The organism is Amycolatopsis umgeniensis (assembly GCF_014205155.1).
Taxonomy (GTDB): Bacteria; Actinomycetota; Actinomycetes; order Mycobacteriales; family Pseudonocardiaceae; genus Amycolatopsis; species Amycolatopsis umgeniensis.
Map to the genome: position 1 here is coordinate 838,162 of NZ_JACHMX010000001.1, position 12,216 is coordinate 850,377.

A 12,216-nucleotide genomic window follows, 5' to 3' on the forward strand; every position below is an offset into this window, starting at 1 on the left:
AAATATGATAGATACACCGTAAACCTGTCAAGCGAGGGACGTGGGATGACGCGGAGAGAACCGTTGAACCGGGAGAAGGTCCTGGACGCGGCGCTCGCCCTGGCCGCTGAAGAGGGCCTCAAGGGACTGTCGATGCGCAAGCTCGCCAAGACGCTCGGCGTCGAAGCGATGGCGCTGTACAACCACGTCCAGAACAAGACCGACATCCTCGACGGCATCGCGGAACGCGTCTACAGCGGTATCGAGCGCGCGGACGCGGATTCACCGTGGCCGGAACGGATACGCGTCACCGCGCTCAACATCTACCGCGCGCTCGCCCGGCATCCGGTCGTGCCGATGGCGCTGGCCACCGACGAAGCCAACCCGGACTCGTTGCGAGCACTGCAACCGCTCGACGATCTCATCGGCGCGCTCTACGAAGCCGGATTCGACGACGGCGGCGTCCGCCAGACACTGGGCGCGCTGAACAGCCTCATCTTCGGCTCCCTGCTGCTGACGACCGTCGGTTTCACGATGCCGCGCCGCGGCGAAGCCGAACAGGAGCAGGCCGAGCTCTACCTCCGGCGCGTCGACCCGGCCGTCCTGCCGAACTTCAGCCGCGCGATACCGGCGTTGAAAGCCGTCGACCCCGAGCGGGACTTCGCCCGGGCACTGGACCTGCTGATCAGCGGCCTCGTTTCGGCCGCAACATCGGAACCAGGAACCGCCTAGCCACTTCGCGGACCTGCTCGTCGTCGTCGAGATCGACGACCTGGCTGGGTGTGACCAGAAACGACGCGGAGACCCGCGTCATCAGTTCGGCGACGAGTTCGACATCGACGTCTTCCGAGACGTTGCCCGCCTGCTGCTCGCGGCGGAGCTGCCCCGCGACGAACCGCTGCACCGTCGCGAGGGTGTTGCCGCCGTCGCTGACCATCGACGGGACGAGCACGTCGGGCTCGACGGCCATCAGCCCGCCGATCAGCGGGTTGTGCCGGATCGCCCGCAGCGCGCTGGCGAAGCCGAACACGACCCTGTCCGCGGCGGTCTCGGCCTGCTGGATGTCGAGCAGGAACTGGTCGAAGTAGCGCCGGAACTCGCGTCGCACGACCTGTTCGACGAGCGCGTCCTTGGTGGCGAACCGGCGATAGGCGGTGATCCGGGAGACGCCGGCCCGGCGCGCGACGTCCTCCATCGTGGACCGCCGGATCCCCATCCGGCAGAACTGCTCGTAGGCAGCGTCGAGCAGCCGGAGCGCGATGGCGTCGCCTTCTTCGGCGCGTTCGAGTGCGTCGGTGAGCGCGCGCTCCAGCAAAGAATCCGGGTCTGGTGTCTTCGCGACGATTGTGCTCTCCTTGAGATACGCGGTTGCACTACTTGTATCACAGTACCAACCCGCAGGTCCGGGACTCAAGGAGGAGTACTGGCGCATGACCGAACTCAATCGACGCAAGATGCTGATCGTCAGTGGCGGAGTGACCCTGCTGGGGGCCATGGGGATGGCCCAGCCTGCCTGGGCGTGGAGTCCGAGCGGTTCGGTGGCCGGTGCGGGGGCGGGCACCGATCCGAAATGGGTGTGGGACGCCGAAGCCGATCCGGTGGTCGCCGCGGTCCTCGACCGGGGGCAGGTCGCGGAGGTCAACCGCGCGCTGCGGACCTGGACCAGGAACGACCAGCCGACGCCGTCCGGGCTCCCACCGGATCTGCGGGAGTTCGTCGAGTACGCGCGACGGCTCCCGTCGTGGGCCGATCAGTCCGAATTGGACAAGGCCGCGGATTTCATGAAGGTCAGCGGGCGTTTCGTCAACCTGCTGAACGGGCTCGGCGGCGGGATGCTGAGCACCGCCATCCCGAACGAGGCCCGGGCTGTCTACTACTCCAAGGGCGGCGCGGACATGAAGGACCGCGTCGCGAAGACCGCCAAACTCGGCTACGACGTCGGCTCGCTCAACGCCTACCGCCCCGACGGCCAGATGATCGTGTCGGCGGTGAAGACCCGCCTCGTGCACGCCGCCGTCCGGCATCTGCTGCCGCAGTCGCCGCACTGGCAGCAGGGAATCCCGATCAGCCAGAACGACATGCTCGTCACCTGGCACACCCTGCCGACCTACACGATGCAGAAGCTGACCGAGTGGCGCGTCCGCGTCTCCCCCGCGCATTCCGCCGCATACCTGCACATCTGGCAGGTGACCGGCCATATGCTCGGGATCAGCGACGAGTATCTGCCGTCGACCTGGGACGCGGCCAACGCCCAGTCCAAGCAGGTGCTGGACCCGGCGATGGGGCCGACCCGCGAGGGCGTCGAACTCACCGACATCCTCCTCGACATGCTCGCCGACCAGACCAGCCCCGGCGGTGTCGACCGGCCGATGGTCAACGCGCTGGCCCGGTACATCATCGGCGACCGGTTCTCCGAGTGGAACGGCATCCCGCGCGAGCGGATCTGGGACCTGCTGATCGGCACTGCGTTCCCGGCGCTGGTGGCCTTCCACGAGAAGCTGATCCCGCTGCCGCTGGTACCGCCGGTCGCCTGGGTGCTGGACGAGGCGATCCGGCAGTACATCCGGCTGTGGCTCTCGGGAGGCAGGCCGGTCCACATCGAGATTCCGGACATGAACCGGCCTTCGTGACCTCGTGAGTGGTAAGGACGGTTAGAACCGGCTGTCCTGAACTCAGACAGACGGTTAGAACCGTCCTTACCACTCACGAGACCTGGGGTCAGCTCAGACTCGAGCAAGGCCTCGCGTCAGGATCTTGAGCGCCCTTGGGCACCCACCGCATGTTCGCGAACGAAGCCGAGAACTTGCCGTCCGTGTACACCAGGAACGGCGTGTTGATGTTCTCCAGGTCCAGCCCGTTGGCGAAGCACGACACCGGGATCTTCACCGTCGACTTCGGCGCACCCGCCAAGTCGGTGAACAACTTGGTCGCGTTCACCTCCGAGAAGCACGGGTAGACGCAGTGCATGCTGATCACCGTCCGGTTGGCGGGCGCCTCCTGCACGATCGTGTCGAACTCCAGTGCCGCGTCGGCGTTGAGATATCCGCGCAGATCGTTGGTACCGGCCGGGTTCTGGAAGTAGAGCTGCGCCGGACCGGTGCCGGTCCAGGTCGCCTTCAGCCCGTCCTGCTGCACGTTGACGTCCGACTGCACGACCGCGATCTCGGCGTGCGAAGCGGCGCCGTCCGGGCCGATCTCGGTACCGCCCCAGTTCTGCGCGGAACCGATGAAACCCTTGTACGGAGCGACATCGGTGCGGTTGAACACCTCGAGATCCTCGGTCGCGGTGCCACCGCCACCGGTCGACCCGCAGGCCATCGGGCCGACGGTCTCGTCCAGCTGCCCGACGGTGACGCGCTGACCGGTCTTGAGGCCGTAGCCGAGTTTGAACAGCGGGTCGTACTCCGCCGAGCCCGCGTTCAGCGGCGTCTGGCAAGCGCTCTTCGGCCACGAGTACGGCAGTGTGCCCTTGAAACCGCCCTTGACGAGGACGTCCGCGACGCCGCCGCCTTCGGTACCGGGCAGCCAGGCCGCCACGAACGCGTCGGAGCGGTTGATCTCCTTGTTCATGTACAGCGGGCGGCCGCCGACGTAGACGGTGACGACGGGAGCGCCCTTGCCGCGGACCTTGTCCAGTACGGCCAGATCCTCGGGGTACAGCTTCGAAGCCTCCAACGTCTTGCGGGTCAGGTCGCCGACGCCTTCCGCGTAGGGGGTCTCACCGATGACCGCGATGACCGCGTCGTAGCCCTTCGGGTCGGCGTCGCCCTTCTCGTCGAAGGTGACGTTGACGTCGCCGAGCTGCTGCTTGAGCCCGGTCAGGATCGACGTGGCGTTCGGGAAGTCGGCGTTGGTGTTGCCGGTGCCCTGCCAGCTCAGCGTCCAGCCGCCGGTCTGGTTCTGGATGCTGTCCGCGCTCTTGCCGACCACCAGCACCTTGGACTTCGGCTTCAGCGGCAGCACGTTGCCGTTGTTCTTCAGCAACGTCTGCGACGAACGGACGGCGTCGCGCGCCAGCCAGGTCTCCTTCAGCGCGTCGTCGGAGTTCGCGTAAGAACGGTCCGACGGCTTCTGCGACTCGTACAGCCCGGAGCGCAGCTTCACGCGCAGGATGCGGGTCACCGCGTCGTCGATCCGCGAGACCGGGATCTGCCCGCCGTTGACCTGCGCGACGGTGTTGGCGATGAACGCCTTCCAGTCGTGCGGGACCATCACGATGTCGATGCCGGCGTTGATCGCCTGCGGACACGAGGCGTTGGTGCAGCCCGGAACCTGGCCGATACCGTTCCAGTCGGACACGACGAGGCCGTCGAAGCCCATCTTGCCCTTGAGGATCTGGTTCAGCGCCTTGTCACTGCCGTGCAGCTTGCCTTCGTCGATCCCGAGTTCGGCGTTGGTCCAGCTGTTGAACGACACCATCACGGTCTGGGAGCCCGCCGCGAGCGCGCCGTAGTAGCCCTGGCCGTGGACGTTGATCATTTCGGCTTCGGAAGACGGGTTGACGCCCTGGTCCTGTCCCTTGAGGGTGCCGCCGTCACCGATGAAGTGCTTGGCGGTGCCGATCACGCCGTTGTAGCCGATGCGTTTGGTCGAACCGTCCTGGAGGCCGTTGATCGCCTCGTAGCCGTAGGCCCGGGTGATCCGCGGGTCCTCGGAGAACCCTTCGTAGGTACGGCCCCAGCGGTCGTCCCGCACCACGGCGAGCGTCGGGGCGAAGGCCCAGTCCTGGCCGGTGGCGCGGATCTGCCGGGCCGTCGCCGCGGAGATGTCGCGCACCAGGCACGGGTCGTGCGCCGCGCCGAGACCGATGTTGTGCGGGAAGACGGTGGCCCCGTACACGTTGTTGTTGCCGTGCACGGCGTCGATACCCCAGATCACCGGGATCTTCGTCCGGCTGGTCTTGGCGGCGTCCCAATAGGAGTCGGCGAGCTTCAGCCAATCCTGCTGGGAAGCGTGCTTGTCCTGGTTCGGCCACGAGCCGCCGCCGTTGAGGACCGAGCCGATGGAGTACTGGCGGACCTCGTCGGGGGTGATGGCGGCGATCTCGGGCTGTGTCATCTGCCCGACCTTCTCCTCGAGGGTCATTCCCCCGAGGATCTGGGCGATCCGCGCCTCGTCGCCGGTCTTGCCCTTGAACCGGCTCTCGACCTTCGGCCAGTCGGCGAGGGTCGGCAGGCTCTTCTCGATCCGGGCGCAACCGTCCCTGTCGAGCGTGGGCTTCCCGATCACGGGCTGTTCGGCCGCCCCCGCGGACGGCGCGGCCACCACGGCCCCGCCGAGCAGGGCGAGGCTCATCAGGGCGATGAGCGGACTTCGGCGCGCACGAGAACGTCTTGCCATGGTCTGGTCCATTCTGCGGGAGGCGGGACCGGCCGATCCTCACCGGACCGGGGCGAGCACGTCAAGGGTTTCGGGCGAGTACGGCGAAAGTTAATTTTTGCCGTGAACTAAGACCGGACCCGTCACCCGGCCACGTGCCGCCGGTTGCGCCGCTTGGCGGTGTACGGCAGGGCGAACAGGTAGAGACCGCTGAACATCAGCAGGAAGAGCGGCGGCAGCGGCGTGTAGAGCACCCACTCGGCCGGATCGTCCTGCGCGACGACGACGAAGCAGACGATGACGGTGGCGACGAAGACGAGGGACGTCCAGCGGTGGAACGTCCGGATGCGCTTGCTCATGGGAACCTCTCGGCGTCGTTTTCCTGTGCGGATGACGCTAGGGACGACCCCGGTGCGAACGCTTCTCGATTCCTGACCGGTCCGCTTGACCTCTACATTACTCGACCTTTTACCTTCGCGGGAAACGAAGGGAAACAACGATGACCGTCTTGGTAACAGGGGCGACCGGGAACACCGGCCGCCACGTGGTGGCCGAGCTCGTCCGGCGCGGGGAACGCGTCCGCGCACTCACCAGGAATCCCTCGGGAGCCCGGTTTCCGGCGGGTGTCGAACTGGTCGAAGGCACCCACACCGCGCCCGAAACGCTGGACTTCGACGGGGTCACGCGGCTGCACATCACCGTGACGGCCGGTCTCGCCGACGTCGGCGCCGATCTGGTCAAGCGCGCCGTGGCCGCGGGAGTGCGGCGGATGACCATCGTGTGGGGCGGTTACGTCGGCCCGACGGAACAGGCCATGGCCGAGTCCGGCGTGGAATGGACGAGGCTGGAGCCGCAGGAGTTCATGTCCAACGCCCTGACCTGGGCCGATTCCGTCCGCGCCGACGGCGTTGTCCGCGAGCCGTTCGACCTCCCCGGCGCGGTGGTGCACGAGGGCGACATCGGCGCCGTCGCCGCCACCGCGCTCGTCGAGGACGGGCACTCGGGCAAGGTCTACAACCTGACCGGCCCCGAGGCGCTCACGACACGTGAACGGATCGCGATCCTCGGCGCCGCCCTCGGCCGCGACCTCGATCTGGAGCAGATCACGCGGCAGCAGGCGATCGATCGGCTGCTGGCCGACGGCGTCTCGACGGCGGACGCCGAATACGTCGTCGGCTGGCACAGCGATCCGCCGGTGGAGGCAAGGACCGTGGACCGCACCGTCGAGCAGGTGCTCGGCCGCCCGGCCCGGACGTTCGCCCAGTGGGTCGCGGAGCATACGGACCGGTTCAGCCGGTGAGCGGTCCGACCGCCTTCACGATTTCCAGCACCGGCGCGGTGTGCACCGTGTGGATCGCGCGCAGCGCACCGAGCCGGTGCGTGAGGTAGTGGTGCAACGCGGCGGGATCCGGGCATAGCGCCTGCGCGGCCAGATTGGTCGGCCCGGTGGTGGCGACGACGACGGCCAGCTCCTCGTGGGTGGCCAGCGTCGTCGCCACCTCGTCGAGATCCGCCGGCGCGACGGCCATCCACAGGAAGGCCTGCGTGGTCACGCCGTACAAGGCCGCGCTGATCTCGACGTCGAAGAAGACCGCGCCCCGCGCGCGAAGGTCGGAAAGGCGGCGCGTCGCGGTCGCCGGTGCCAGGCCCGCCGCGGCGGCGAGGTCCGCGATGCTCGCCCGGCCGTCGTGCCGGAGGGCGGCGATCAGCGCGTGGTCCGCCGCGGTCGGCGGGACGTCCTCGGCGACGGATTCCGGTGGCCGCAAAGCGTCCTGCTGTTCCTCGGTCAGCGCGGTGACGCGTCCGTGCCAAGCGGTCGGGCCGCCGAGGTAGGTGTGCAGGATGAAATGCGCGGACACCGCCGTGACGCTCGCGGTGCGCGGGATGTCGTGCAGCAACATGGCGCTCTGCGCCTGCCTCGGCGTATGAGCGATCGTCACGATCTCCGTGCCGCCCGAGGTGAGTTTCACCCAGGACGTATCCGGCCGTCGGGCCAGCGAGCGGGCGAGTGTCCGCGCCGTGGCCGGTTGCGCGGTGAGCCGCACGAGCCACTGCGTCAGCCCCGCCCGATCGGGATCGGGCAGGCCCACCACACGCAATCCCGCCTCGGCGCGAAGCCGCTGATAGCGACGGGCGACGGTCTGGGTCGAGACGCCGAGCACCGCGCCGATCCGGCTGAACGGCGCACGGGCGTCGAGATGCAGCGCATGGATCAAAGCGCGGTCGATGCCGTCGAGCATGGAATATATCGTCCATCCGGAGCCGGTTCCTGGAACAGAACTCATCTTCGCCGCACGATCTCGACCATGCAAGTGACGAAGACCAGTTCGGCCCCGCTCGCCATCCTGCTCGCGGCCGAAGCGATGAACGTGCTCGACGCGACGATCACCCAGGTCGCCGGTCCGGCGATCCACGCCGACCTCGGCGGACCCGCGTCCGCCATTCCCTGGTTCGGCGCCGCGTACACACTCCCGTTCGCGGTACTCCTGATCACCGGCGGCAGGCTCGGCGACCTGCTGGGCCGTCGCCGCGTGTTCCTGTCCGGTGTCGCCGTGTTCGCGCTCGCGTCGGTGTGCTGCGCGTTCGCGCCGGGCACCGGCGTGCTGATCGGCGCGCGAGGGGTGCAGGGGATGGCGGCGGCACTGGTGATCCCGCAGACCATCGGATTGATCAAGGTCTTGTTCACCGGCCCGGCACTGGCCGCGGCGCTCGGCTGGAACGGTCCGGTGGTCGGCCTGTCCGCGGTGAGCGGGCCGCTGCTCGGTGCCCTGCTGACGGATCTGGTGTCCTGGCGGGCCGCGTTCCTGGTGAACGTGCCGATCTCGATCGCGATCCTCGTGGCGGCACGGCTGTTGCCGGAAGATCGCGCCGAGCGGCCGGTCCGGCTGGACGTCCCTGGCACCGTGCTCGTCTCGCTCGGCGTCGGGCTGCTGGTGTTCCCGCTGATCGACAAGTGGGATTGGCGCCAGTTCGCCGGTGGCGCCGCCGTGCTCGTGCTGTTCGCGCTCCACCAGCGGAACAGGCGGAACCCTTTGGTAGAGCCGAGTTTGTTCGCCCGCCGTGGCTTCCCCGCGGCCTTGGTGGCGTCGGCTCTGTTCTTCTCGGTGATGAACGGACTGATGCTCATGGTGGTCCTGCACCAGCAACTCGACGAGGGGCTCGGTGTGCTGACATCCGGCTTGACGCTGCTGCCGTGGTCGAGCGGGCTCGCGGTTTCGTCGTGGGCGGCGGGCAGATGGCTCGTGCCCCGCTACGGACTGCGTGTCGCCTTCGCCGGGCTGACGCTGCTGCTCGCGGGAATCCTGCTGGCGACGGTGGGGCCGCTGCTTCCCGCGCTCGGGATCGGCGGGCTCGGGCTGGGACTGTTCACGGTGCCGTTCTTCACCACGGCGCTGGCGGGCGTCCGTCCACAAGAGACCGGATCGGCGGCGGGACTGCTGAACGCGGTGCAGCAACTGGGCGCGACGCTGGGTGTCGCGGTGTTCGGCACCGTCTACTTGCGCGGACACTCCCCCGCGCAGGCGTTCTCGCTCGCGGCGGCGCTGGTGATCGCGACGATGGCGGCCACCGCGTTGATGCGGCCTAGAGCCCTGTGATCCTGCTTGCTGTACGGCATCCGATACAGACTTCGCGTGGCTGGATGGAGATCACCCGTGATCGGGCGGGCAACTCGCGTGATCAGAAGGCGAACTCGCGTGATTGAGCGGAGATCACGCCCGCAGGGGCAGAGAAGTGGCCCCTCGTCTCACGCGGCGAAGGGCGCTTTCCTCGCATCGCATGCGGGGAAAGCGCCCTTCACCTAGCCGTCGGCGGCCTTGAACCACGCGCCGATTCCCGCCAGCGCGCCCGGACCGTAGTCGCCCCTGACGTCGTCGGCCAGATTCGCGATGGTGATCTCACGCAGCGCCGCGCGCCACTGGACTTCGGCGTTGGCCATCGCGCGGCTGATGGCGCACGGCGCCGTGCACGCTTCGGGCGGTGTCGCCATCGGACCGCGCTGCCGGATCTCGGTGCAGATGAAGGCCGGGCCGGGCCCTTCGATCGCCTCGACGACGTCGAGCACCGTGATCTCCGAAGGCGGCCGGGTGAGGACGTAGCCGCCGGCCTTCCCCTGCACCGAACGGATGAGGCCCGCCCGGGAAAGGGCCTGGAGCTGCTTCGCGAGGTAACTCGGGGAGACGTCGTGAAGCTGCGCCAGGCGCGCGGCGGGCGCGGGTTCGTCGAGCGAGGTCAGCACGACGCAGCAATGCAGGGCCCATTCGACCCCGCCGGACATCTTCACCCGGATGACTCTAACCCGCCTCTTGACTCGGACACAATGTGTCTGAGTATTATCTCGGACATGAGGTGTCCGGGTTACGGACATCCACCGACGAAGGGCACTGGGTCATGAAATTCGCGATCATCGGCGGGACCGGGCTGATCGGCTCGCAGGTCGTGCGAAACCTGAACGAGGCCGGGCACGAGGCGGTGCCGCATTCGCCGTCCACCGGCGTCGACCTCCTCACGGGCCAGAGTCTGGACACCGCGCTCGACGGCGCCGACGTGGTCGTCAACCTCTCGAACTCCCCGACCTTCGACGAAGCCTCGCCCGCGTTCTTCCAGACCTCGATGGACAACCTCGTGGCCGCGGCGAAGAAGGCCGGCACGGGACACTTCGTGATCCTGTCGATCGTCGGCGTCGACCAGGTCCCCGAACTCGACTACTACCAGGCCAAGACGCTGCAGGAGGACATCCTCAAGAACAGCGGTGTCCCCTACTCGATCGTCCGCGCCACCCAGTTCATGGAGTTCGTCGGCGCTGTCCTGTCCTGGACCTCCGACGAGAACACGGTCCGCCTGCCCAGCACGCCGATCCAGCCGATCGCCGCGGCGGACGTCGCCGCCGCCGTTTCCGAGGTCTCGGCGGGAAAGCCCTTGAACGGAACCCTCGACGTGGGCGGCCCCGACGTCTACCCGCTGGACGAACTGGGCCGGATCACCTTGTCCGCCAAGGGGGATGCGCGTTCGGTGACGGTCGACGAGACGGCGGGCATGTTCTCCGCGGTCAAGGGTGACGTGCTCACCACCAAGGACGGCGCCCGCATCGCCGAGACCCGCTACCTGGACTGGCTGAAGTAGCGGCGGCTGAAGGGAACCATGCCCGCATGTGACGCGACGAAAGGGCCCTTCGCCGCGTCGCATGCGGTGAAGGGCCCCTTCAATCAACTGGGTAGCAGCGCTGGGGCGGCGAGACGGCTGGCGTTCGCCGCTTCGTCATCCGGCTGGGCCTGCGCGGAACGCTCCGCCTCGACCCGGGCGAGGTAGTTGGTGACCTCGCGCTCCTGCCGGTGCGAGTCCCAGCCCAGCAGCGGCGCCATCAGCGCGGCCACCACCGGTGCCGCCGTCACGCCGCGATCCCGCTCCTCGATCGAGATCCGGGTGCGGCGCGTCAGGACGTCCTCCAGGTGCAGCGCGCCCTCGTGCGAGACGGCGTAGACCGCTTCCGCCTTGAGGTAGTCCGCCGTCCCCGGGATCGGCTCGGCCAGTTCCGGGCGCTCCGAAATGGACGCCAGGATGTCGTCGATCGCGGTGCCGTAGCGCTGGAGCAGGTGCTCGATCCGGCGAATCGGCAGCCCCGTGCGCTGGACGAGCGCGTGCCGCGCGCCCCACAGTTCGTGGTAGCCCGTCGCGCCGACGATCGGAAGCCGCTCGGTCCACGAAGACGGTGCCGGGCGGCCGAGGTCCTCCACCGCGACGTCGACGGCGTCCGCGGCCATCACCCGGTACGTCGTGTACTTGCCACCGGCCACGATCACCAGGCCCGGCACGGGATGCGCCACCGCGTGCTCCCGCGAAAGCTTCGTGGTCGACGTCGCCTTCGCGGCCAGCAGCGGCCGAAGCCCGGCGTACACGCCCTCGATGTCGTCCGCGGTGATCGGCGTGCGCAGGACGGCGTTGAGATGGCCGAGCACGTAGTCGACGTCCGCCTGGCTGGCCGCCGGATGCTCGCGGTCGAGGTCCCATTCGGTGTCGGTGGTGCCGACGATCCAGTGCCGACCCCACGGGATGACGAACAGGACGCTCTTCTCCGTGCGCAGGATCAGCCCGGTGTCCAGATCGATCTTCTCGCGCGGCACCACCAGGTGGATACCCTTCGACGCGCGCACGGTGAACGGCGCGGGGATGCCCGCCGCTTCCGCCATGTCGTCGCTCCACACACCGGTGGCCGCGACGACCGTCTTGGCCCGGACCTCGATCTCCGCACCGCTCTCGCGGTCGACGACCTTGGCGCCGACGACTCGTTCGCCGTCACGGATCAACGACGTCACGCGCGCCCGGGTGAGCACCGAGGCGCCTTGCTCGGCCGCGGTCCGCGCGATCGTCATCGTGTGCCGGGCGTCGTCGACCTGGGCGTCGTAGTACTGGATGGCGCCGATCAAGGCGTCTTCGGCCAGCCCGGGCGCGACCTTCCCCGCGCCGCGCTTGGACAGGTGCCGGTGGCGCGGCAACGCGCGAGCCCCGCCGAGGGTGTCGTAGAGCGTGACACCCGCGCCGATGTAGCCGCGTTCCCAGACCCGGTGCTTGAGCGGCACCAGGAACTTCACCGGCCGGACCAGATGCGGCGCGAGCGTCTGCAGCAGCAGGCTACGTTCCTTGAGCGCTTCACGGACCAGCTTGAAGTCCAGGTTCTCCAGGTAGCGCAGCCCGCCGTGGATCAGCTTGCTGGACCGGCTGGACGTTCCGGCCGCGAAGTCGCGCGCCTCGACGAGGGCGACGGAGAGCCCGCGCGACGCCGCGTCGAGCGCGACGCCGGCCCCGGTCACTCCCCCGCCGACGACCAGCACGTCGACCTCTTCGCGAGTGAGCTTGCGCAGCGTCTCGGCGCGGTAGACCGGCGAAAGCGGTACGGATTTCACGGTGTTCCTCCTGTTCATC

General features: G+C 68.4%; 11 protein-coding genes. 5 read left to right on the plus strand and 6 right to left on the minus strand.

What is annotated here, in order from left to right:
• The first annotated feature begins 45 nt into the window (after positions 1-45).
• On the plus strand, positions 46-711 hold the full coding sequence (locus HDA45_RS03635) for a TetR family transcriptional regulator (protein ID WP_184891878.1): 666 nt from the start codon (positions 46-48) through the stop codon (positions 709-711).
• Here the strand turns inward: HDA45_RS03635 and HDA45_RS03640 are convergent.
• A complete protein-coding gene (locus HDA45_RS03640; RefSeq protein ID WP_184891879.1) occupies positions 665-1,294 on the minus strand; it encodes a TetR/AcrR family transcriptional regulator in 630 nt (209 codons plus the stop codon). The two genes, HDA45_RS03635 and HDA45_RS03640, sit on opposite strands and share 47 nt — an antisense overlap.
• A gap of 115 nt (positions 1,295-1,409) precedes the next feature.
• Here HDA45_RS03640 and HDA45_RS03645 point away from each other — a divergent pair, with 115 nt between their 5' ends.
• The gene (locus HDA45_RS03645; RefSeq protein WP_184891880.1) at positions 1,410-2,609 is read left to right on the plus strand and encodes an oxygenase MpaB family protein; all 1,200 of its coding nucleotides are present in this window, start codon (positions 1,410-1,412) and stop codon (positions 2,607-2,609) included.
• Positions 2,610-2,697: 88 nt separating this feature from the next.
• Here HDA45_RS03645 and HDA45_RS03650 read toward each other — a convergent pair whose 3' ends face one another.
• The gene (locus HDA45_RS03650; RefSeq protein WP_184905264.1) at positions 2,698-5,274 is read right to left on the minus strand and encodes a glycoside hydrolase family 3 protein; all 2,577 of its coding nucleotides are present in this window, start codon (positions 5,272-5,274) and stop codon (positions 2,698-2,700) included.
• A gap of 167 nt (positions 5,275-5,441) precedes the next feature.
• Positions 5,442-5,657 carry a hypothetical protein gene (locus tag HDA45_RS03655; RefSeq protein ID WP_184891881.1) on the minus strand — a complete coding sequence of 72 codons (216 nt, stop codon included), beginning with the start codon at positions 5,655-5,657 and terminating at the stop codon, positions 5,442-5,444.
• Positions 5,658-5,797: 140 nt separating this feature from the next.
• Between HDA45_RS03655 and HDA45_RS03660 the strand changes: the two genes are divergently transcribed.
• Positions 5,798-6,598, plus strand: a complete 801-nt coding sequence (locus HDA45_RS03660; RefSeq protein ID WP_184891882.1) for an NmrA family NAD(P)-binding protein — start codon at positions 5,798-5,800, stop codon at positions 6,596-6,598.
• On the opposite strand, the gene HDA45_RS03665 is transcribed toward HDA45_RS03660, so the two are convergent.
• Positions 6,588-7,538, minus strand: coding sequence for an Lrp/AsnC family transcriptional regulator (locus HDA45_RS03665; RefSeq protein ID WP_184891883.1), 951 nt, complete (start codon positions 7,536-7,538; stop codon positions 6,588-6,590). The two genes, HDA45_RS03660 and HDA45_RS03665, sit on opposite strands and share 11 nt — an antisense overlap.
• A gap of 66 nt (positions 7,539-7,604) precedes the next feature.
• Between HDA45_RS03665 and HDA45_RS03670 the strand changes: the two genes are divergently transcribed.
• On the plus strand, positions 7,605-8,894 hold the full coding sequence (locus tag HDA45_RS03670) for an MFS transporter (RefSeq protein ID WP_184891884.1): 1,290 nt from the start codon (positions 7,605-7,607) through the stop codon (positions 8,892-8,894).
• Between the two features lie 203 nt (positions 8,895-9,097).
• Here the strand turns inward: HDA45_RS03670 and HDA45_RS03675 are convergent, their stop codons facing one another.
• Entirely contained in the window at positions 9,098-9,580 is a 483-nt protein-coding gene (locus tag HDA45_RS03675; protein ID WP_378317345.1) for an RrF2 family transcriptional regulator, read from the minus strand.
• A 107-nt stretch (positions 9,581-9,687) separates the two neighbouring features.
• Here HDA45_RS03675 and HDA45_RS03680 point away from each other — a divergent pair, with 107 nt between their 5' ends.
• Positions 9,688-10,419, plus strand: a complete 732-nt coding sequence (locus HDA45_RS03680) for an SDR family oxidoreductase (protein ID WP_184891885.1) — start codon at positions 9,688-9,690, stop codon at positions 10,417-10,419.
• Positions 10,420-10,502: 83 nt separating this feature from the next.
• Here HDA45_RS03680 and glpD read toward each other — a convergent pair whose 3' ends face one another.
• Positions 10,503-12,215 (minus strand): glycerol-3-phosphate dehydrogenase, encoded by a 1,713-nt coding sequence (gene glpD, locus HDA45_RS03685; protein ID WP_184891886.1) that lies wholly within the window; start codon positions 12,213-12,215, stop codon positions 10,503-10,505.
• Position 12,216: the final 1 nt, after the last annotated feature.

Bases quoted from the DNA above. Each gene is read 5' to 3' on its own strand.
- HDA45_RS03665 (WP_184891883.1), bottom strand. From the start codon at position 7,538: ATGCTCGACGGCATCGACCGCGCTTTGATCCATGCGCTGCATCTCGAC.
- HDA45_RS03650 (WP_184905264.1), bottom strand. From the start codon at position 5,274: ATGAGCCTCGCCCTGCTCGGCGGGGCCGTGGTGGCCGCGCCGTCCGCG.
- HDA45_RS03660 (WP_184891882.1), top strand. From the start codon at position 5,798: ATGACCGTCTTGGTAACAGGGGCGACCGGGAACACCGGCCGCCACGTG.
- HDA45_RS03680 (WP_184891885.1), top strand. From the start codon at position 9,688: ATGAAATTCGCGATCATCGGCGGGACCGGGCTGATCGGCTCGCAGGTC.
- HDA45_RS03670 (WP_184891884.1), top strand. From the start codon at position 7,605: ATGCAAGTGACGAAGACCAGTTCGGCCCCGCTCGCCATCCTGCTCGCG.
- HDA45_RS03645 (WP_184891880.1), top strand. From the start codon at position 1,410: ATGACCGAACTCAATCGACGCAAGATGCTGATCGTCAGTGGCGGAGTG.
- HDA45_RS03635 (WP_184891878.1), top strand. From the start codon at position 46: ATGACGCGGAGAGAACCGTTGAACCGGGAGAAGGTCCTGGACGCGGCG.
- HDA45_RS03655 (WP_184891881.1), bottom strand. From the start codon at position 5,657: ATGAGCAAGCGCATCCGGACGTTCCACCGCTGGACGTCCCTCGTCTTC.
- glpD (WP_184891886.1), bottom strand. From the start codon at position 12,215: ATGAACAGGAGGAACACCGTGAAATCCGTACCGCTTTCGCCGGTCTAC.